At 61.1% G+C, this 20602-nt stretch carries 18 protein-coding genes; 7 read left to right on the top strand and 11 right to left on the bottom strand.

Annotated features, from left to right (window positions below):
• Nucleotides 1-230: 230 nt before the first annotated feature.
• Nucleotides 231-965 carry a phosphoadenylyl-sulfate reductase gene (locus TU73_RS09235; RefSeq protein WP_057011924.1) on the bottom strand — a complete coding sequence of 245 codons (735 nt, stop codon included), beginning with the start codon at nt 963-965 and terminating at the stop codon, nt 231-233.
• 151 nt (nt 966-1116) lie between these two features.
• Here TU73_RS09235 and thrH point away from each other — a divergent pair, with 151 nt between their 5' ends.
• Nucleotides 1117-1734, top strand: coding sequence for a bifunctional phosphoserine phosphatase/homoserine phosphotransferase ThrH (thrH, locus tag TU73_RS09230; protein ID WP_057011923.1), 618 nt, complete (start codon nt 1117-1119; stop codon nt 1732-1734).
• Between the two features lie 127 nt (nt 1735-1861).
• Here the strand turns inward: thrH and TU73_RS09225 are convergent, their stop codons facing one another.
• The 6 genes from TU73_RS09225 to rloA form a co-directional block, all read right to left on the bottom strand.
• Nucleotides 1862-2218, bottom strand: coding sequence for a helix-turn-helix domain-containing protein (locus TU73_RS09225; RefSeq protein ID WP_043047098.1), 357 nt, complete (start codon nt 2216-2218; stop codon nt 1862-1864).
• Nucleotides 2218-2520, bottom strand: coding sequence for a type II toxin-antitoxin system HigB family toxin (locus TU73_RS09220; RefSeq protein WP_034128346.1), 303 nt, complete (start codon nt 2518-2520; stop codon nt 2218-2220). The genes TU73_RS09225 and TU73_RS09220 overlap by 1 nt, the downstream gene beginning before the upstream one ends.
• Nucleotides 2521-2747: 227 nt before the next feature.
• A complete protein-coding gene (gene pabB / locus TU73_RS09215; RefSeq protein ID WP_057011922.1) occupies nt 2748-4091 on the bottom strand; it encodes an aminodeoxychorismate synthase component I in 1344 nt (447 codons plus the stop codon).
• A 104-nt stretch (nt 4092-4195) separates the two neighbouring features.
• On the bottom strand, nt 4196-5182 hold the full coding sequence (locus tag TU73_RS09210) for an alpha-L-glutamate ligase-like protein (protein WP_005790412.1): 987 nt from the start codon (nt 5180-5182) through the stop codon (nt 4196-4198).
• The gene (gene rloB, locus TU73_RS09205) at nt 5182-6714 is read right to left on the bottom strand and encodes an osmotic stress tolerance membrane protein RloB (protein ID WP_057011921.1); all 1533 of its coding nucleotides are present in this window, start codon (nt 6712-6714) and stop codon (nt 5182-5184) included. Before rloB ends, TU73_RS09210 begins: the two co-directional genes overlap by 1 nt.
• Before the next feature lie 5 nt (nt 6715-6719).
• Nucleotides 6720-7256: a retropepsin-like aspartic peptidase RloA gene (rloA, locus tag TU73_RS09200; protein ID WP_046071648.1), complete on the bottom strand. Its 537-nt coding sequence runs from the start codon at nt 7254-7256 to the stop codon at nt 6720-6722.
• Between the two features lie 271 nt (nt 7257-7527).
• Between rloA and TU73_RS09195 the strand changes: the two genes are divergently transcribed.
• From TU73_RS09195 to prpD, 6 genes are all read left to right on the top strand, one after another.
• A complete protein-coding gene (locus TU73_RS09195; RefSeq protein ID WP_057011920.1) occupies nt 7528-8241 on the top strand; it encodes a GntR family transcriptional regulator in 714 nt (237 codons plus the stop codon).
• Nucleotides 8238-9131 (top strand): methylisocitrate lyase, encoded by an 894-nt coding sequence (prpB, locus tag TU73_RS09190; RefSeq protein WP_046071650.1) that lies wholly within the window; start codon nt 8238-8240, stop codon nt 9129-9131. The genes TU73_RS09195 and prpB overlap by 4 nt, the downstream gene beginning before the upstream one ends.
• Before the next feature lie 42 nt (nt 9132-9173).
• Nucleotides 9174-10301 (top strand): bifunctional 2-methylcitrate synthase/citrate synthase, encoded by a 1128-nt coding sequence (prpC, locus tag TU73_RS09185; RefSeq protein ID WP_057011919.1) that lies wholly within the window; start codon nt 9174-9176, stop codon nt 10299-10301.
• 183 nt (nt 10302-10484) lie between these two features.
• On the top strand, nt 10485-13079 hold the full coding sequence (gene acnD / locus TU73_RS09180) for a Fe/S-dependent 2-methylisocitrate dehydratase AcnD (protein ID WP_057011918.1): 2595 nt from the start codon (nt 10485-10487) through the stop codon (nt 13077-13079).
• Nucleotides 13080-13090: 11 nt separating this feature from the next.
• Nucleotides 13091-14281, top strand: a complete 1191-nt coding sequence (gene prpF / locus TU73_RS09175; protein ID WP_057011917.1) for a 2-methylaconitate cis-trans isomerase PrpF — start codon at nt 13091-13093, stop codon at nt 14279-14281.
• A 197-nt stretch (nt 14282-14478) separates the two neighbouring features.
• Nucleotides 14479-15963: a 2-methylcitrate dehydratase gene (gene prpD / locus TU73_RS09170; RefSeq protein WP_057011916.1), complete on the top strand. Its 1485-nt coding sequence runs from the start codon at nt 14479-14481 to the stop codon at nt 15961-15963.
• A 68-nt stretch (nt 15964-16031) separates the two neighbouring features.
• Here prpD and TU73_RS09165 read toward each other — a convergent pair whose 3' ends face one another.
• Genes TU73_RS09165 through moeB form a run of 4 tightly spaced genes read right to left on the bottom strand, consistent with a single transcriptional unit; the run spans nt 16032 to nt 20586 of the window.
• Complete coding sequence (locus TU73_RS09165; RefSeq protein WP_057011915.1) at nt 16032-16760, bottom strand: alanyl-tRNA editing protein; 729 nt, start codon at nt 16758-16760, stop codon at nt 16032-16034.
• A 2-nt stretch (nt 16761-16762) separates the two neighbouring features.
• Nucleotides 16763-17755: a serine O-acetyltransferase gene (locus TU73_RS09160; RefSeq protein WP_057011914.1), complete on the bottom strand. Its 993-nt coding sequence runs from the start codon at nt 17753-17755 to the stop codon at nt 16763-16765.
• 37 nt (nt 17756-17792) lie between these two features.
• A complete protein-coding gene (locus tag TU73_RS09155) occupies nt 17793-18707 on the bottom strand; it encodes a PLP-dependent cysteine synthase family protein (RefSeq protein WP_046072693.1) in 915 nt (304 codons plus the stop codon).
• Nucleotides 18708-18723: 16 nt separating this feature from the next.
• A complete protein-coding gene (gene moeB / locus TU73_RS09150; protein WP_057011913.1) occupies nt 18724-20586 on the bottom strand; it encodes a molybdopterin-synthase adenylyltransferase MoeB in 1863 nt (620 codons plus the stop codon).
• Nucleotides 20587-20602: the final 16 nt, after the last annotated feature.

Genomic DNA, 20602 nt, shown 5'->3' with positions numbered 1-20602 from the left:
GTCCAGAGCGGAGGGGTGAGTAGCAGCGTGGGCTCCCACACGTGCTTTAAGCACTCGGGGCATTCAGCTTGCTACTCACCGCTCTCACCCTCAGTCTAATCCTGGCTCAAGACACAAGGGGGCTTGCTCCCGATAGCGGTATGTCAGTCAGAAAATCTGCAACTGACCTACCGCTATCGGGAGCAAGCCCCCTCCCACATTTTTTCTCTACCGCATCAACTTTCAGGACTTCAGGCCTTGCTGATGATATTCCCCGCATGCAGTCCGCATTCTTTTTGCGTCGCTTCTTCCCACCACCAGCGGCCTTCCCGTTCATGCTGGTTAGGCAATACCGGCCGTGTGCACGGCTCGCAGCCGATGCTGATAAACCCGCGCTCATGCAGACTGTTATAGGGCAGTTCCAACATGCGGATATAGCCCCAGACCTCTTCACTGGTCATCTGTGCCAACGGGTTGAACTTGTACAGGGTGCGTTCCGGGGTAGAGAAGGCCGTGTCGATTTCCAGCGCCGCCACCTGGCTGCGAGTGCCGGGGCTCTGGTCGCGGCGCTGGCCGGTGGCCCAGGCACTTACACTTGCAAGCTTGCGGCGCAGCGGTTCGATCTTGCGGATGCCACAGCATTCGCCATGGCCGTCCTTATAGAAGCTGAACAGGCCCTTTTCCTTGACGAAGGGTTCCAGCTTGCTCTGGTCCGGCGAGATCAGTTCGATGTCGATCTTGTAGAACTCGCGCACCTGCTCGATAAACCGGTAGGTCTCCGGGTGCAGGCGGCCGGTGTCGAGGCTGAACACCTTGACGTTCTTGTTCAGCTTCCAGGCCATGTCCACCAGCACCACATCCTCGGCACCGCTGAAGGAAATCCACAGGTCATCGCCGAACTGGCTGAACGCCAGCTTGAGAATGTCCTGGGCAGACTTGTTGGCATAAGTCGTGGCGAGTTCAACGACGTCGAAGGCTTGGTTCATCAGGACGGTTCCTACAGGTCAGTGGCGCTGAGCGCTCTATAGGGGGGCGATGGTATCAAAATCTGTCCCGCGTTGCGGCGGCGTGCTTGAGTCGCTAGAGTTCGGCAGTCCTTTTGCTCGCTCAACTAACAACATCTAACAGGAGTGTCGTGTGGAAATTGCCTGCCTTGACCTGGAAGGGGTACTGGTTCCGGAAATCTGGATCGCCTTTGCCGAGAAAACCGGCATTGAGTCCCTGCGGGCCACCACCCGTGACATCCCCGACTACGACGTGCTGATGCAACAGCGCCTGCGCATACTCGACGAGCACGGGCTCAAGCTGGCCGATATCCAGGAAGTGATCGCCACCCTCAAGCCGTTGGACGGTGCCGTCGAGTTCGTCAACTGGCTGCGCGAGCGCTTCCAGGTGGTGATCCTGTCCGACACCTTCTACGAGTTTTCCCAGCCGCTGATGCGCCAGCTGGGCTTCCCGACCTTGCTCTGCCACCGCCTGATCACCGATGAGCACGACCGGGTGGTGAGCTATCAACTGCGCCAGAAAGACCCCAAGCGCCAATCGGTGCTGGCATTCAAGACCCTCTACTACCGCGTGATCGCCGCCGGTGATTCCTACAACGACACCAGCATGCTGGGTGAAGCGGACCGCGGGATTCTGTTCCATGCGCCGGACAATGTGATTAGCGAATTCCCGCAGTTCCCGGCGGTGCATACGTTTGAAGACCTGAAGAAAGAGTTTATCAAGGCGTCGAATCGGCAGCTGAGCCTGTAAGTTATGCGGCGCGGCTGATTGCCTCATCGCAGGTAAGCCAGCTCCCACCGTCGATCATGTAACGTCAAACGACGCGGTCAACTGTGGGAGTCAGGCTTGCCTGCGATGGCGTCGGCGCCGTCACCGCCTAACCCTCGGCCAGCAAGCGCTCATAAGGAATACGCAAGCCTTCATGCAGACGCTTGATCATCGACAGGCTCAGCTTGCGCTTGTGGTTCAGCACCTCTGACACCCGCCCACTGGTGCCGATAAACGGCTCTAGATCGCGGGCGGTCATGCCCAATTGCTCCATGCGAAACTTGATAGCCTCTACCGGATCCGAAGGGGGCATGGGGTAATACTCGGCTTCGTACTTCTCGATGAGGATTGCCAGGATTTCCAGCTCATCACCTTCAGGCGAGCCGGGTGGTGCTCCCCATATCTGCTCGACTCGTACGAGTGCCGCAGTCAGGTCTTCCTGGGAGTGAATAGGTTTGATGTTCATCACGCAGTCTCCGCGTTGATCTGGTCGTACTGAGCGTGGGTCCCCACGAACCGTATAAACCCTAGTTGTCGCTGGTAGTCGATCGCCATGATCACTCGATACTTGTTGCCGCCGACGTTGAACACGACCCTGCCGCCCTTAAGAATGCTCGCTGTTCTGAGTTCGGCCTTGAGTGCTTGCGGTGTTGGATAATTGGCCTTTTCCATGTGCCGATACAACTCGACCAGCGGTGTTCTGGCGTCGCTATAAGCTGAATGGCTTTCCCAGAATATTCGTAGGGTAGATAGAGCGATTATCCGCATCGCTTCAACCTCCCGTTTTGGGAGATCATAGGTGCGATTGCGTGGATAGGCAATCTCGGAAATATTTCCAGACGAGGAGGCAGTCGCTTCATGTGATCCTTCACAGGTGGCGGGTGGACGGTCGATCCGGACGCTATCTGCAAGCGTCTATCCCGTCCACAGCGGTTCTGATTCAGGCTTTTTCTATCGCATGGCGTTCTACTCGAACGCTAGGAAGGGGCTGTGCCCTACAGATTTTCCAACGTTTGTAACAACACCCGCACCTTCGTCAGCGACTCCTGATACTCAGCCTGCCACTGCGAATCCGCCACAATCCCGCCGCCACCCCAGCAACACACTTGCCCGTCCTTGACCAGCAAGCTGCGAATTGCGATGGAGCTGTCCATCTCGCCGCGCACGTCCAGGTACACCAGCGAGCCGCAATACAACCCGCGGCGGGTGGGTTCAAGCTCGTCGATGATCTGCATGGCGCGAATCTTCGGCGCGCCGGTAATGGAGCCGCCAGGGAAGCTGCCGGCGATCAGGTCGAGGGCGTCTTTGTCGTCGGCCAATATGCCAGTGACACTGCTCACCAAGTGGTGCACGTTGGGGTAGCTTTCCAGGCTGAACAGCTCCGGCACTTTCACTGAGCCGATTCGGCAACTGCGGCCGAGGTCGTTGCGCAGCAGGTCAACGATCATCAGGTTTTCTGCGCGGTCTTTGGGGCTGGCGAGCAACTCAGCGGCGTTGGCAGCGTCCTCTTCCTGTGTTAAACCGCGAGGGCGGGTGCCCTTGATCGGGCGGGTTTCCACCTGGCGCTCGCTGATGCGCACAAAGCGTTCCGGCGACAGGCTCAGCACCGCGCCGTCATCGGGCAAACTCTGGAACCCGGAAAACGGCGTCGGGCAGGCTTCGCGCAGCGCGCAGTAGGCTGCCCATGGATCGCCGATGCACGGCGCACGAAAGCGTTGGGCAAAGTTGACCTGGTAGCAGTCGCCGGCCTGGATGTAATCCTGGATATGCAGGATGGCCTGCTGGTACGCATCCACGCTGAGGTCCGGCGCCATGGTGCCCTGGAGCTTGAAGGCGGTGGGGGTGTCACCTGTTGCATGACTGAACAGGGCGATCAGACGTTGCCGCTCGCTATCGGCCAGCACCGGGTGAAACACCAGTTGGCTGGTGCGCGCCAGGTGATCGCTGACCAGTGCCCAGGCATACAGCCCGAATCGCGCATCCGGCAGATGCAGGTCGTCCACGGCCAGATGCGACACCTGTTCCAGATGCCGACCAAAGTCATAGCTCAAGTAACCAATCAAACCGCCGGCAAACGGCAAGTCATAGCCGACAGGCAAGGCCGCCTCGCCCAGTTGCGCCAGGTTCTTGCGCAAGCGTTGCAGGAAATCGCTGCCGCTTTCGTCCGGCCCTACCGTCAAGGTCGCTTCGGGCCAGGCACTGAGCAGGTCATAACGCCCGCGCTCCGCCGTGGGGCGGCCGCTGTCGAGCAGCACTGCACCTGGGGCATGGCGAATCGCCGCAAAATATTCGGCGGGATTGGCCCGGTAGGGCAACGGATATACGGAGCAGGTCGACATGCGGGGGTGGATCAGCCAATGGCGCGGGGGAGGGGATTGTAGTCTTCTGTAGGATTTGCTCCTAGAGGCAATAGCGGGATATCCATCCCGCCAGGCCTTGGCCTTCAGCCCTCGACAGGCGGTATATGCCCAAACATCTCCTGCACGAACTTCACCCGCTCTTGCGGGGTTTCCGTCACGCCGGCAGCTTTGAGTTCCTCCAGTCGCGCCTCCACCGCATGGGTGCGCAAGGTCAGCCCGCAGTCATTGGCGATCTGGATATTCAGCCCCGGCCGTGCATTCAATTCAAGGATCAGCGGGCCTTTTTCCTGGTCCAGCACCATGTCCACGCCGATATAGCCCAGCCCGCACAGCTCGTAGCAGCCAGCCGCAAGCTGCATGAAACCGTCCCAGTTGGGCAGTTGCACGCCATCCACGGCATTGGTGGTGTCAGGGTGCTTGGTAATGATGTTGTTCAGCCAGGTGCCGCGCAAAGTCAGCCCGGTAGCCAGGTCGACGCCCACGCCAATCGCGCCCTGGTGCAGGTTGGCCTTGCCCCCTGACTGGCGGGTCGGCAAGCGCAGCATCGCCATCACCGGGTAGCCCATCAGCACAATGATGCGGATATCCGGCACGCCTTCGTAGCTGATGCTCTTGAAGATCTGGTCGGGCACCACGCGGTACTCGATCAGCGCCCGGTCGCGGTGACCACCCAGGGAGTAAAGGCCGGTGAGGATGCTGGAAATCTGGTGCTCGATCTCTTCATGGCTGATGATCTTGCCGGACACCGTGCGATAGCGTCCTTCAAACCGGTCGGCCACTACCAGGATGCCATCACCGCCCGCACCCTGGGCCGGCTTGATCACGAAGTCGCTGCGCCCGCCGATGATCTCGTCGAGCTTGTCGATTTCCTTCTCGGTGGAGATCACCCCGTACATTTCCGGCACGTGAATACCGGCCGCCAGCGCCCGTTCCTTGGTGATGATCTTGTCATCCACAATCGGGTACAGGCTGCGCTTGTTGTACTTGAGCACGTAGTCGGCGTTACGCCGGTTGATGCCCATGATTCCCCGCGCTTCCAGGGCTTTCCAGGTCTTCCAGAAGCCGAACATCAGGAGTCAGCCTTCAAGAATGCCTTGAAACGCACCAGTTCGGTGAGGCGGTAGCCGCGATAACGCCCCATGGCCAGCATGAAGCCCACCAGGATCAGCAGGATCGCCGGGAAGGTGAACACAAAGTAGATCAGCTCCGGCACGCTCATGATGATGTGCGCCAGGGACGCTGCGAACAGTGTGCCAATCGCCACCTTCAGCGCATGGTTGGCGCCACGCTCCTCCCAGGTGATCGACAGACGTTCGATGGTCATGGTCAGGATCACCATCGGGAACAGCGCGACCGATAGTCCGCGTTCCAGCCCGAGTTTATGGCTGAACAGGCTGATGGCGGCAATCAGCACCACCACGAAGGTCAACACCACCGACAGCCTCGGCAGCATCTGCAGTTTCAAATGTTCCAGGTACGACCTGAGGGACAAGCCCAGCGCCGTAATGATCGTGAACAGCACAATGCCGAAGCCCAACTGCGTCTCGCGGAATGCCAGGGCGATCAGCACCGGCGTGAAGGTGCCCAGGGTCTGCAGGCCGATCAGGTTGCGCAGGATCAGGATCACCAGCACGCCAATCGGGATCATCACCATGATCATGAAGGTCTGCTGGGTTTGCAGCGGCAGGCCATATAGAGAGTATTCGAGGAAATTGGCGTCGGTGTTTTCGTCGGTCAGCTTGGCCAGGCGAATGGCGTTCATTTCGCTGTTGTTCAGGCTGAAAGTCACCATGGCTTTCTTGCCGCCATCGACCGTGATCAGGTTTTCATCACCGGTCCACCACAGCAGGCGGTCGGCCGGCAGGCCCTGTTCACCGGTTTCAGGGTTGAAGTACAGCCAGTCGCTGCCATTGAAGCTGCGCAGCCACAGTTCCGGGGTTTGCGGCTGGTCTGCCACCAGGCGGATGGTGTGGACTTTCTCTACCGGCACATGGGCGATGGACAGCAGCAGCTCGACGATCTTGGCTTTGTGCGGCGTCGAGGGGTCGCCGGCCAGCAGCAATTTCACATTGTCGTCGTTTAGGTTGTTGGTGCGCTTGATCGCTTCGCTGATAAAGGTCTCGACGTCGGCCGAGTGCTGGCGGATCGGCGCCAGCAAGGCTTCGGCAGCGATTTTTTCCGGGCCTTCCACGGCGATGCTATCGCGGAAGGTCGGGCCCTTGATCTTGATCTTCTCGCCACTGTAGCGCTTGGTCAGCACCAGGCGGTAATACAGGGTCTGGTTGCCCTTGGCCCGGCGCGCCGACCAGGTGACCTTGCGGTTGCCGTCGATGCGATTGACGCTCACCCCGTAGTTGTTCGAGATAAAGCTTTCGTTGAGGCTGACGAAGTCGCGGCTCAGGGGCGGCACGAACATCTGGATCTTGACCGGGTCTTTCGGGTTGGCGACGAACTCGACCTTGGCGTCGATGTTCCACAAGTCGTCAGTGGCATCCTCGGTGACAGGGATGCCCAGCACGAAAATCTGATAGGCGGTGACCGAAATGCCCAGCACCACCAGCAAGGTGATCAGGATTTTCAGGTGCAGGGTCAGAGAGCGCATTCGGTTTACTCGGCGGTATGAGCGTCGGCGGCGCAGGCAGGTTTGCCTGCTGCGTATTTAAGACTGGGGTCGACCAGCGCATCAAAGCGTTTGAGCGCTTCGGAGCCGATCAGCAGCGGGTATTGGAAAGCGCTGCGGTCAGTCAAGTTCACTTCTATGCTGCGTAAAGCAGTGCCCATGCAGATATCCAGGGCAATCACCGGACGGGCGGTGTAGTTCTTGTCTTCATCGGGGTCGTAGTCACCGGCGCGGCGCTTGATCTTGCTGACGCGGGCCAGGGGGCGTTCGATGGGGTGGGAGTGGGCGGTGTCGATGGCCAGGTAGAAGCGCACCCAGGATTCGCCGTTGCGCTTGAAACGCTTGATATCACGGGCACTCAGCGAGGCGGTCTTGGCGCCGGTGTCGAGCTTGGCCGCGACTTCCAGGTCAATGCCGTCCAGCTTGGCGTATTCATTGAGGCCATACACCGTCTTCTCGGCGGCAATGCCGAGGCTGGGTATAAACAGAAGGCAGAAAAACAGGGGGAAGGGCTTGAGTCTCATAAATCCTGAGGCGGTGCCGTGCGATGTTCAATTCAAGGCGACTGGCATTGCTGCGCAAACTCCCTCGTGCGCCGTTTCATCCAGAGATGTCAGGCAAATACGCCGGGCATTCTAACATGATGCTTTTTTGGCGCCAGCGCTGGCAGGCGGCCATGCCCGGCGTAAGTAAAACGGGCGCATTAGACGATTGTCGACAATACCTATTTATTCTTTGACTATTACGGGTGGATTGGCTAGTTTTTGCGACATTGATTTTAAAGGTGTCGACAATATGCTGGATCAGGCGGAAATTCCGATAGCGACGTCAGACGAATCCCAAACCATGTCTGAGAACGTCTTCCGGCGTATCCAGGCGGCTATCGTCAAGGGCGAGATTGCCCCCGGCAGCAAGATCTCCGAGCCGGAGCTGGCACGCACCTACGGTATTAGCCGCGGCCCGCTGCGTGAGGCGATCCACCGCCTGGAAGGCCAGCGCCTGCTGGTACGCGTGCCCCATGTTGGCGCGCGGGTGGTGTCTTTGAGCCACGCCGAGTTGATCGAACTCTATGAAATTCGCGAGTCCCTGGAAGGCATGGCCTGCCGCCTGGCCGCCGAGCGCATGACCGACGCGGAAATCGAAGAGCTGCGCCAGGTATTGCACACCCATGAACGGGATGCGGCGTTCCAGGCCGGTGTCGGTTACTACCAGCAGGAAGGCGACTTCGACTTTCATTACCGGATCATCCAGGGCGCCGGTAACCGTACCCTGACGCAGATGCTGTGCGGCGAGCTGTATCAGCTGGTGCGCATGTACCGCATCCAGTTCTCCGCCACCCCCAATCGTCCACGCCAGGCCTTTGCCGAGCATCACCGCATTCTTGACGCGATTGCCGATCGCGACGGGGAACTGGCCGAACTGTTGATGCGCCGGCATATCGGCGCATCCAAACGCAACATTGCCCGTCACTTCCCGGACGGCGCTCCTTCATCACGAGGTGAGTCATGAGTTCCAACAACAACAGCACTCCCGGCCAGCGTTTCCGTGACGCAGTTGCCAGCGAAAAGCCCTTGCAAGTGGTCGGCGCAATCAACGCCAACCACGCGCTGCTGGCCAAGCGCGCCGGTTTCAAGGCGATCTACTTGTCAGGTGGCGGGGTAGCCGCCGGCTCGCTCGGCGTGCCGGACCTGGGTATTACCGGCCTGGATGACGTACTCACCGATGTGCGGCGCATCACCGACGTATGCGATCTGCCGTTGCTGGTCGACGTGGACACCGGTTTTGGCTCCTCGGCGTTCAACGTGGCGCGCACCGTCAAGTCGATGATCAAGTTCGGCGCCGCCGCCATCCATATCGAAGACCAGGTCGGCGCCAAGCGCTGCGGGCATCGCCCTAACAAAGAGATCGTGTCCCAGCAGGAAATGGTCGACCGTATCAAGGCCGCCGTGGATGCGCGCACCGATGACAGTTTCGTGATCATGGCGCGCACCGACGCCCTGGCTGTCGAGGGCCTGGAGTCCGCCCTTGAGCGTGCCGCGGCCTGTATCGAAGCCGGTGCCGACATGGTCTTCCCGGAAGCCATTACCGAACTTGAGATGTACAAGCTGTTTGCCTCCCGCGTAAAGGCCCCGATCCTGGCTAATATTACCGAGTTCGGCGCGACCCCGTTGTACACCACCGAACAGTTGAAATCTGCCGATGTTTCCATTGTGCTGTACCCGCTCTCGGCCTTCCGCGCCATGAACAAGGCCGCCGAGAACGTCTACACCGCGATCCGTCGCGATGGCACTCAACAGAACGTGATCGACACCATGCAAACGCGCATGGAGCTCTACGATCGCATCGACTACCACACCTTCGAGCAGAAGCTCGACGCGCTGTTTGCCGCGAAAAAGTGATGCGGTGCGCCTCCCTAATAAATTCAAGATTGGAGAACGAACATGGCTGAAGCAAAAGTATTGAGTGGCGCCGGCCTGCGTGGCCAGGTGGCCGGGCAGACTGCCCTGTCCACCGTGGGCCAAGCCGGGGCCGGCCTGACTTATCGCGGCTACGACGTGCGCGAACTCGCTGCCGATGCGCAGTTTGAAGAAGTCGCCTACCTGTTGCTGTACGGCGAACTGCCAACCAAGGCCGAACTGGCCGCCTACAGCGCCAAGCTGAGCAAGCTGCGGGATTTGCCCCAGGCGCTGAAGGAAGTACTCGAACGCATCCCCGCGGACGCCCACCCGATGGATGTGATGCGCACCGGTTGCTCGTTCCTGGGCAATATCGAGCCGGAGAAAGATTTCAGCGTACAGCGCGATGTCACCGATCGCCTGCTCGCCGCGTTCCCGGCGATCATGTGCTACTGGTACCGTTTCAGCCACGACGGCAAGCGCATCGATTGCGTGACTGATGAAGCAAGCATCGGCGGTCACTTCCTGCACCTGCTGCATGGCAAGAAACCGAGCGAGCTGCATGTGAAGGTCATGAACGTATCGCTGATCCTCTACGCTGAGCACGAATTCAACGCCTCGACCTTTACCGCTCGGGTGTGTGCCTCGACCTTGTCCGACCTGTACTCCTGCGTTACCGCCGCCATCGGCTCCCTGCGCGGCCCGCTGCACGGTGGTGCCAACGAAGCGGCCATGGAAATGATCGAGCGTTTCTCCTCGGCCGAAGACGCGGTCGAAGGCACCCTCGGCATGCTGGCGCGCAAAGACAAGATCATGGGGTTCGGCCATGCCATCTATAAAGACAGCGACCCGCGTAATGAAGTGATCAAGGGCTGGTCGAAAAAACTCGCTGATGAAGTGGGCGACACCGTGTTGTTCCCGGTCTCCGAGGCCATCGACAAGACCATGTGGGAGCAGAAAAAGCTGTTTCCCAACGCCGACTTCTACCATGCCTCGGCGTACCACTTCATGGGCATCCCGACCAAATTGTTCACGCCGATCTTCGTGTGCTCGCGCCTGACTGGCTGGGCCGCGCACGTGTTCGAACAGCGCGCCAACAACCGCATCATCCGTCCAAGCGCCGAGTACATCGGCGTTGAGCAGCGCAAGTTCGTGCCAATCGAACGTCGCTGAATGGGATGGGCTGTGTCCGCTGGCTAATGTGCTTGTTTGTGGGAGCTGGCTTGCCTGCGATGGCATCACCTCGGTGTACCTGTCACACCGCAGTGATGCCATCGCAGGCAAGCCAGCTCCCACAGTAAACAAAGCCAGTGTCGACAGTTCACCTTTTGCACTTACCGTGACCGAGTCCTGACGATGAACACTGAATTTCGCAAACCGCTCCCCGGCAGCCGCCTGGACTTCTTCGACGCCCGTGCGGCTGTCGAGGCAATCAGCCCCGGCGCCTACGCCACCTTGCCCTACACCTCGCGCGTGCTCGCCGAGAACCTGGTGCGCCGTTGCGACCCGGCCACCCTCAACGCGTCCCTGAGCCAGTTGATCGACCGCAAGCGCGATCTCGACTTCCCGTGGTTCCCGGCCCGCGTGGTATGCCATGACATCCTCGGCCAGACTGCGCTGGTAGACCTCGCCGGCTTGCGCGATGCCATTGCCCTGCAAGGCGGCGACCCGGCCCAGGTCAACCCGGTGGTGCCGACCCAACTGATCGTCGACCACTCCCTGGCCGTCGAGGCCGGTGGCTTTGACCCGCAGGCATTCGAGAAAAACCGCGCCATCGAAGACCGTCGTAACGAAGACCGCTTCCACTTTATCGAGTGGACCAAAAAGGCCTTCAAGAACGTCGATGTGATCCCGCCGGGCAACGGCATCATGCACCAGATCAACCTGGAGAAAATGTCCCCGGTGATCCAGGTGCGCGACGGCGTTGCCTTTCCGGATACCTGTGTCGGCACCGACAGCCACACCCCGCACGTGGACGCCCTGGGCGTGATCGCCATCGGCGTCGGTGGCCTGGAAGCCGAGAGTGTGATGCTCGGCCGTGCATCCTGGATGCGCCTGCCGGAAAGCGTCGGCGTGGAATTGACCGGCAAGCTGCAACCAGGCATCACCGCCACCGACATGGTGCTGGCGCTCACCGAGTTCCTGCGTCAGCAGAAAGTGGTCGGCGCCTGGCTGGAGTTCTTCGGCGAAGGGGCTTCGGCACTGACCCTGGGCGACCGCGCAACCATCTCCAACATGGCCCCGGAATACGGCGCCACAGCAGCGATGTTCTATATCGACCAACAGACCATCGCCTACCTGAAACTTACCGGCCGCGAAGATGAGCAAGTCACCCTGGTGGAACAGTATGCCCGCCACACCGGCCTGTGGGCCGATGACCTCAAGGGCGCGCAGTACGAGCGCGGCCTGACCTTCGACCTCTCCAGCGTCGTGCGCAACATGGCCGGCCCGAGCAACCCCCACGCCCGTGTTGCCACCCGCGACCTGGCGTCCAAAGGCATCAGCGGCCAGTGGGACGAAGTGCCAGGGCAGATGCCCGACGGCGCGGTGATCATCGCTGCCATCACCAGTTGCACCAACACCAGTAACCCGCGCAACGTGATCGCCGCAGGCCTCTTGGCGCGCAACGCCAACAGGCTCGGGCTGACCCGCAAGCCGTGGGTCAAGTCGTCCCTGGCGCCGGGCTCCAAAACCGTGGCCATGTACCTGGAAGAAGCCGGCCTCGGCCATGAGCTGGAAAAGCTCGGTTTTGGCGTGGTGGCGTTTGCCTGCACTACCTGCAATGGCATGTCCGGTGCCCTCGACCCGGTGATCCAGCAGGAAATCATCGACCGCGACCTGTATGCCACCGCGGTATTGTCGGGCAACCGCAACTTCGACGGGCGCATCCACCCTTACGCCAGGCAAGCCTTCCTGGCGTCGCCGCCGTTGGTGGTGGCCTATGCGATTGCCGGCACCATCCGTTTTGATATCGAGAAGGACGTGCTCGGCCTCGACGCCGACGGCAAGGAAATCCGCCTGCAAGATATCTGGCCGAGCGATGAAGAGATCGACGCGGTGGTCAAGGCATCGGTCAAGCCCGAGCAGTTCCGTGCGGTGTATATCCCGATGTTCGCGATCCACGAAGACACCGGCCCCAAAGTCACCCCGCTGTACGACTGGCGCCCGCAGAGCACCTATATCCGCCGCCCGCCGTACTGGGAAGGCGCGCTGGCCGGTGCGCGACCGCTCAAGGGCATGCGCCCGCTGGCGGTGCTGCCGGACAACATCACCACCGACCACCTGTCGCCGTCCAACGCGATCATGCTCGACAGTGCTGCGGGTGAATACCTGGCGAAAATGGGCTTGCCGGAGGTCGACTTCAACTCCTACGCGACTCACCGTGGCGACCACCTGACTGCGCAGCGCGCTACTTTCGCCAACCCGAAACTGTTCAACGAAATGGTGCAGGAAAACGGCAAGGTCAAGCAGGGTTCCCTGGCGCGTATCGAGCCGGAAGGCAAGGTCACGCGGATGTGGGAAGCCATCGAGACCTACATGGCGCGCAAGCAGCCGTTGATCATCATCGCCGGCGCCGACTATGGTCAGGGCTCGTCCCGCGACTGGGCGGCCAAGGGCGTGCGTCTGGCCGGTGTGGAAGCGATTGCCGCCGAAGGTTTCGAGCGCATCCACCGCACCAACCTGGTGGGCATGGGCGTGTTGCCCCTGGAGTTTCTGCCAGGCACCGACCGCCACACCCTGCAGATCGACGGCAGTGAGACCTATGACGTGGTCGGCGAACGCACCCCGCGGGCGCAACTGACCCTGGTGATCAACCGCAAGAATGGCGAGCGTGTCGAAGTGCCGGTGACCTGCCGCCTGGACACCGCCGAAGAAGTATCGATCTACGAGGCGGGCGGCGTGTTGCAACGTTTTGCCCAGGACTTCCTGGAATCAAAGGCGACCGCCTGAAGAGGATTACCATGGCACACGTAGCGCAAATCAAGATCCCCGCCACCTACATGCGTGGCGGCACCAGCAAGGGCGTGTTCTTCAGCCTCAAGGACCTGCCCGCAGCGGCGCAGGTCCCGGGGGCGGCGCGCGATGCCTTGCTGCTGCGGGTGATTGGCAGCCCCGACCCCTACGACAAGCAGATCGACGGTATGGGCGGGGCTACCTCGAGCACCAGCAAAAGCGTGATCCTCGCCAAAAGTACCCGCGCCGATCACGACGTGGACTACCTGTTCGGCCAGGTTTCCATCGACAAGCCGTTTGTAGATTGGAGCGGCAATTGCGGCAACCTATCGGCGGCGGTGGGCTCTTTCGCCATCAGCGCGGGCCTGGTCGATCCGGCCCGCGTGCCCCACAACGGTATAGCCGTTGTGCGGGTGTGGCAGGCCAATATCGGCAAGTCCATCATCGCCCACGTGCCCATTACCGACGGTGCGGTGCAGGAGACCGGCGACTTCGAACTGGACGGCGTGACCTTCCCGGCCGCCGAAGTGCAGTTGGAATTCATGGACCCGGCGGCGGAAGAAGAGGGCGGGGGGGGTTCGATGTTCCCCACTGGCAACCTCGTCGACGATCTGGAGGTACCCGGCGTCGGTACCTTCAAGGCCACGTTGATCAACGCCGGTATCCCGACGATTTTCATCAATGCCCAAGACCTGGGTTACACCGGCACCGAGCTGCAAGGCGCGATTAACAGCGACCCCCAGGCCCTGGCGATGTTCGAGACCGTGCGGGCGTATGGCGCGTTGCGCATGGGCCTGATCAAACACCTGGACGAAGCCGTCCAGCGCCAGCACACGCCCAAGGTGGCGTTCGTGGCCAAGCCTGCCGATTACGTGGCCTCCAGCGGCAAGGCGATCAAGGCCGGCGATGTGGACTTGCTGGTGCGCGCCCTGTCCATGGGCAAGCTTCACCACGCGATGATGGGCACCGCGGCGGTGGCGATTGGCACCGCGGCGGCGATTTCCGGCACCTTGGTCAACCTGGCGGCGGGCGGCGTAGAGCGCAATGCCGTGCGCTTCGGGCACCCGTCCGGCACCTTGCGCGTGGGCGCTGAGGCCAGTCAGGTGAACGGTGAATGGGTGGTAAAGAAAGCCATCATGAGCCGCAGTGCGCGTGTGCTGATGGAAGGCTACGTGCGCGTCCCAGGCGATGCGTTCTAAAGGCCTACACAGAACCCCTGTGGGAGCGGGCTTGCCCGCGATGACGGAGTATCAGTCGACATCTTTATCAACTGAAAAATCGCAATCGCGGGCAAGCCCGCTCCCACATGGAACCTTTATTCCAAGGCAGACAACCAGACCTGCCCTGACGATCAACCGTGATTCTGAGGAATAAACCAACCTTTTAGGAGACTGCCATGAGCGCCAACGTCGACCAGAACAACCGCCCCGACTACGACCTGGTTTTGCAGGACATCGCCGACTATGTCCTCAACTACCGCATTGATTCCCCGGATGCACTGGACACCGCCCGCAACTGCCTGATGGACACTCTCGGTTGTGGCCTGCTGGCACTGCGGTTCCCCGAGTGCACCAAGCACCTGGGGCCGATTGTGGAGGGAACTGTGGTGCCATTCGGTGCACGGGTGCCGGGCACGTCGTTTCGCCTCGACCCGGTCAAGGCCGCCTGGGATATTGGCTGCATCGTGCGCTGGCTCGATTACAACGACACCTGGCTCGCCGCTGAGTGGGGGCACCCCTCGGACAACCTCGGCGGCATTCTCGCGGTGGCCGATCACCTTTCACAAAAACGCGTGGCCAATGGTGACGCGCCGCTGACCGTGCGTGCGGTGCTGGAAGCGATGATCATGGCTCACGAAATCCAGGGTGTGATTGCCCTGGAAAATTCTTTCAACCGCGTCGGTCTCGACCATGTGCTGCTGGTCAAGGTCGCCTCCACAGCCGTCACCGCCAAGCTGATGGGTGCTAACCGTGAACAGCTGCTATCGGCTCTGTCCCACGCCTTTGTCGATGGGCAGGCGTTGCGCACCTATCGGCATGCGCCGAATGCCGGCTCGCGCAAATCCTGGGCCGCGGGGGACGCATCGAGCCGCGGCGTGCGCCTGGCGGATATCGCCCTGCGTGGCGAAATGGGCATCCCCGGTGTGCTGAGTGCGCCGCAGTGGGGCTTTTATGATGTGTTGTTCAGCCACACCAACAAGGACCTGGCGCTCAAGCCTGAAGACAAACGCGCCTTCAGCCTGTCCCAGCCCTACGGCACCTACGTGATGGAAAACGTGCTGTTCAAGATCAGCTTCCCCGCCGAGTTCCACGCGCAGACCGCCTGTGAAGCGGCGGTGACCCTGCACCCGCAGGTCAAGCCGCGCCTGCACGAGATCGAGCGCATCGTGATCACCACCCATGAGTCGGCGATTCGCATCATTTCCAAGGTCGGCCAACTGGCCAACGCCGCCGACCGTGACCATTGCCTGCAATACATGACCGCCGTGCCATTGGCGTTCGGCAACCTGGTGGCCGAGCACTACGAAGATGACTTCCACGCGGCCCACCCGATCATCGATGAGTTGCGCGCCAAGATGGTCATCGTCGAAGACCCTCGCTACAGTCGCGAGTACCTGGAAGCCGACAAGCGCTCCATTGCCAATGCGGTGCAGGTGTTCTTTACGGACGGTACCTGCACCGAGCAGGTGGCGGTGGAGTACCCGATTGGTCATCGCCGCCGTCGGGTGGACGGTATCCCATTGCTGGAAGACAAGTTCAAAGCCAACCTGGCGACGAGGTTTACCGCGCAGCGCAGCGCCGAAATTTTTGCGTTGTGCAAGGACCAGGCGCGGCTTGAGGCGACGCCTGTGAACCGTTTCATGGGCCTGTTCACGATCTGAAAAACAACACGGTCAATGTGGGAGCAGGCAAGCCAGCTCCCACAATTGACCGAGCCCAGCTTCAGAATCTATTCAAACCGCAGTATCACCCTGCGATTGTGCTTGCTCTTCTTCTCGATCTTCTCGCAGAACACCCGGCCGATTTCCTCGGTGTTGAGCACATGGGTGCCGCCGCATGGCTGGATATCGATGCCGGGAATTTCAATCACCCGTACCGAACCCGAGACCACCGGTGGCGCCACGGCTTGGGTGCGGGTGATCTGCAACAGCGTCGCGTACTCGGTGGCGGGCATCGACAGCGTCTTCACCGCGTGGGCCTGCTCGATCAGGGCATTGAGGTCGCGGGTGAGGCTGTCTTTGTCCAGGGTCATTTCCGGCAGGTCGAAATCCAGGCGGCCTTTATCCGAGCTGATGCTGCAACCGGTCACCGGCGCGTCGATGAGCGAGCACAGCAAGTGCAGGCAGGTATGCATCTTCATGTGCTGGTAGCGCCGCTCCCAATCCAGCCCTGCGTCGACCTGGACGCCGGCGGTCAATTGCTCGGGGCAATGCTCCACCTGGTGCCAGATGATCGAGCGCAACACCGGGTCGCGCACGGTGCCCGTCACCTCGACCTGCGTACCATCGGCCAGGGTGAGATGGCCGGTATCGCCCGGTTGCCCGCCGCCGGTGGGGTAGAACAGCGTGTGCTCCAGGGCGATGCCCTGTTCGCTGACGGCAATCACCCGGGCGCTGAAAGCGTTCTGGTAGGGCGCGCTGTCGAACAGCGCCAGGGTTTCCATGGTGTGCACGGACATGTTCAACCTCCGACGATCAGTGGGCTGGCTTGCAGCAGGTGGCGCACCATTGCGCTCAAGCCAGGAGGAGAGAGCAGGGTGATTTCAAATTCTGGTCCGCAGACTTTCAGGTTCAACGGCAGGCGCGGCAGTTGGTCACCGGTGTCGAGGCGATGCAGGCGGAATTGCAGGTGATGCCGCTCTTTTACCGTGGGCTCGAGCATCAACCCTTGCAGCGGATGAAAGTCAGCATCCAGCACGGTGACCTTGTGGCCGGCACTGACCTCGCCGACGACATGCAAGCGCTCATCCAGGGCAAAGGCGCCGAGGTAGTTGCTGTGGTCCGATTCATCGTTCTTTTGCAGCTGGATCTGGTTGACCACCTTGACCTTGGTGCCTGCCGGCACGTCCTGGGTGATCACGCAGGAGGGGCTGATAAACACGTTATCGCCAATCGACACATAACCCAGCACCCGGGCTCCGGCGCCCACCTCGACATTGTTGCCCAGGCGCGGGTGGCGCTTGCCGTCCGGGTTGTTGGCGATGCCGCGGGCGCCCAGGGTCACGCCGCAGAGGATGTAGCAATCGTTGCCAATCACGCAGGTCTCGCCGATAACGGTGCCGAAGCCGTGGTCCAGCACAAAGCGTCGGCCAATGCGCGCCGCCGGGTGAATCTCGGCGCCGGAGAGGATCTTGCCCTGGTTGCTGAGCTTGAGGGCCATGCGCGAAAACATCGCGTGGCCAGGGTCGGGGAAATTCCACACCAGATGCGCAAGGCGATAGAACAGCACTGCCTTGAACGAGGCATAGGATTCCAGGATCAACTCCCCGCGCCCGCGCGATGCGGGGTCACGATAGGCGTAGGCGATCAGGTCGTCGGCCACTGCCTGGGCCGCGTTCTGGATCAGCGGCGCAAGGTGCGGTTCCAGCTGCTTCATCTGCCCGGGCGTCAGGGTCGTGATGAGATGGGTAAGCAGCTCATCGTGCAGCTGTTGCATGTCGATAAAGCCCCCCATGGAGGCACCCCCGCATTCTGGATGGTTGGAAAACCCGTTACTCGAAACTGGGCAGGTAGCTGTCGGCATTGTCGTAGACCATGGTCAACACCACCGTTTCAGGCGGTAATTCGGGGGCGAGCTGGGCGATGGCAACCATGTTGGCGGCCGAGGACAACCCCAGGCTGATGGCGTCGGTGCGCATGATGCGTTTGATCATGTCCAGGCATGCCGCGTGCGACACCTTGAGCATGCCGTCGATCACATCCAGGTTGAGAATGCTCGGGATCAGGCCAATCGACAGGCCCTGGATCGCGTGCGCGGCGTGCTGGTCTTTCAACAGGTCGCATTCTTCCGGCTCCACCCCCATGATGCGCAGCGCCGGCCAGGCCGCCTTGAGGGTTTCGCCGATGCCGGTGATATGACCGCCGGTACCGATACCGCTGACGAAGTAGTCCACGCGCCGCTCACCGAAGGCGCGGATGATTTCCGGTGCGGTGGTGTCGCGGTGGGTCTGAGGGTTGGCGCCGTTGCGCTGCTGGTTGAGCATCACGTAGTTGGGGTTCTCCAACTGCAGTTCCATGCATTTTTCGCCGTGGGAATTGTTACCCAGGCGGCTGTCCGACAGCACCACCCTGGCGCCATACAGGCGCAGCAGTTTCTGCTTTTCGGGGCTGTAGTTGTCAGGGATCACCAGCACTACTTTGTAGCCGAGCACGTTGCCGGCCATCACCAGGCCGATGCCGGTGTTGCCTCCACTTGGCTCGATAATGGTTTGCCCGGAATCACGGATCAGCACGCCCCGGCGCTCGGCATCGAGGATCATGCCCAGGGCGATGCGCGCCTTGTGGCTGCCGCCGGGGTTGAGGGACTCCAGCTTGGCGTAGACCTCGATGCCAAGGTCTTCGGAAAACTGCGCCAGTCGCACGATCGGCGTCTGGCCGATGACGTCGAGAATCGAGTTATGCAGCATCAGCAAGCCCCCACGATCAGTACAAAGGCATGTCGGGTTCGACGTCGCGAACCCAGTGCTTCATACCGCCCTGCAGAACTTTGGTATTGGCAAAGCCGGCCGCCAGCAAGGTGCTGGCGGCTTGCTCGGCACGGGTGCCCGCATAGCAGATCAGGTAATGGGTGTTGTCGCGGCTCAGGTTGGCCAATTGCCCATCCAGCTCGGCCAGGGGGATATGCACCACGCCCGGTAGTTTGCACACTTCCAGTTCGCTGGCGTCGCGCACATCCAGCAGTACATCGGCGCTGCTGGGGTGTTCGAGCACTTGCTTGAGGCCTTGGGGCTTGATGTAGCGCTCTGCCGCCAGGGACGGTTGGCTTGGTACGGCATCTGCGCAGGTAGCGGGCGTGACGGTTTCGCTGTGACGCAGCTCCGAGCAGCAAGGGCAGTCGGCGCGGCGCTTGAAGCGGATCTCGGTGAACTTCATCGCCAGCGCGTCGAAGCGCATCAGGCGGCCTGACAAGGGCTCGCCGATGCCGATCAGCAACTTGATCGCCTCGGTCGCCTGGATCATTCCCACCACGCCCGGCAGCACGCCGATCACGCCGCCGGCGCTGCAATTGGGGGCCAGTTCGGCAGGGGGAGCCTTGGGGAACAGGCAGCGATAGCACGGCCCGCCTTTATGGTTGAGCACGCTGATCTGCCCATCGAAGCGGTAGATGGCACCGTACACCAAGGGCTTGCCCAGCTGGACGCAGGCATCGTTGACCAGGTAGCGGGTGTCGAAATTGTCGGTGCCGTCGATCACCAGGTCATAGGCGCCCACCAGCTCCAGGGCATTGTCGGCGTCGAGCGCCGTGTCGTAAGTGTTGATCTGGATATGGCGGTTGAGGTCCTGCAGGCGTTGCTTGGCGGATTCGACCTTGGGCATTCCCAGGGTGCTGTTGCCGTGGACAATCTGGCGTTGCAGGTTGCTGCTTTCCACCACATCAAAGTCCACCAGCCCGAGGGTGCCGATGCCGGCCGCCGCCAGGTACAGGCTGATGGGCGAGCCCAGGCCGCCGGTGCCGATGATCAGCACCTTGGCTTTCTTCAGGTTCAACTGGCCCTCGCGACCGACGCCGGGCAGGGTGATATGGCGCACGTAGCGCTGCACTTCTTCATTGCTCAGGGTATCGACGTCCATGCCACCGGAGGTGGCAAGCAACACTTCGATCCGGGCTTTTTCCGGCAAGCGTTCGTCGGCCTCGATCAGTTCTTCCTCGGCGGTGAACAGGAAGTGTTCCTTGAGCTGGTTGTTCTTTTCATGAAACAGGTGCTGGCGCAACTGCGGGTAACTGCTGCAGAGATTTTCAATGACTTCGCGCAATGTCGATCCGGCGCCCTCGAGGGTCGATTCCGGCAGCTTGGCCACGCGAACCAGAATGTCGGGGAAAGAGACAGCGTTCATGGACAACTCCGTGTGCAGGTCGTTGAAGGGTTGAAGGGCGAAATGCCTGCCATCCCAGGCAAACAGCTTCGAGCCCAGGGCCTGGCCCTGGCGAACATCCACCACCAGATAGCTGACGGGGTAGATCGGCTCCCCCAGGAACAGCGCCTTGTCCTGGTCTTCCTCACTGAAATAAGCGCCGACATCCGGGTGCGAGTGGTAGATCACCACCACCGGGTTGTCGCTGCGAAACGCCTTGTTCAGCAGCAGGGTGTCGGGCACCGAGAAGGTGTAGCCGTTGGCCGCGCTGCGCGGGTACATCTCGGGGTTCTTGCGGTGCAACTCGTTCTGGATATTGCTGCCCAGGTACACGCTGCCGTCGGCGAAGACAAAACCGCAACATTCCTCGGGGTAGCTGCGGCTGGCGTGGGCATAGATTTGTTCCAGGGCGGTTGGGCGGAGGACTTCCATGTTTCTCTCGCGTTGG

It is taken from the genome of Pseudomonas libanensis (assembly GCF_001439685.1).
In the GTDB taxonomy this organism is placed as follows: domain Bacteria; phylum Pseudomonadota; class Gammaproteobacteria; order Pseudomonadales; family Pseudomonadaceae; genus Aquipseudomonas; species Aquipseudomonas libanensis.
This window is presented reverse-complemented; position numbering and strand designations above follow the sequence as displayed.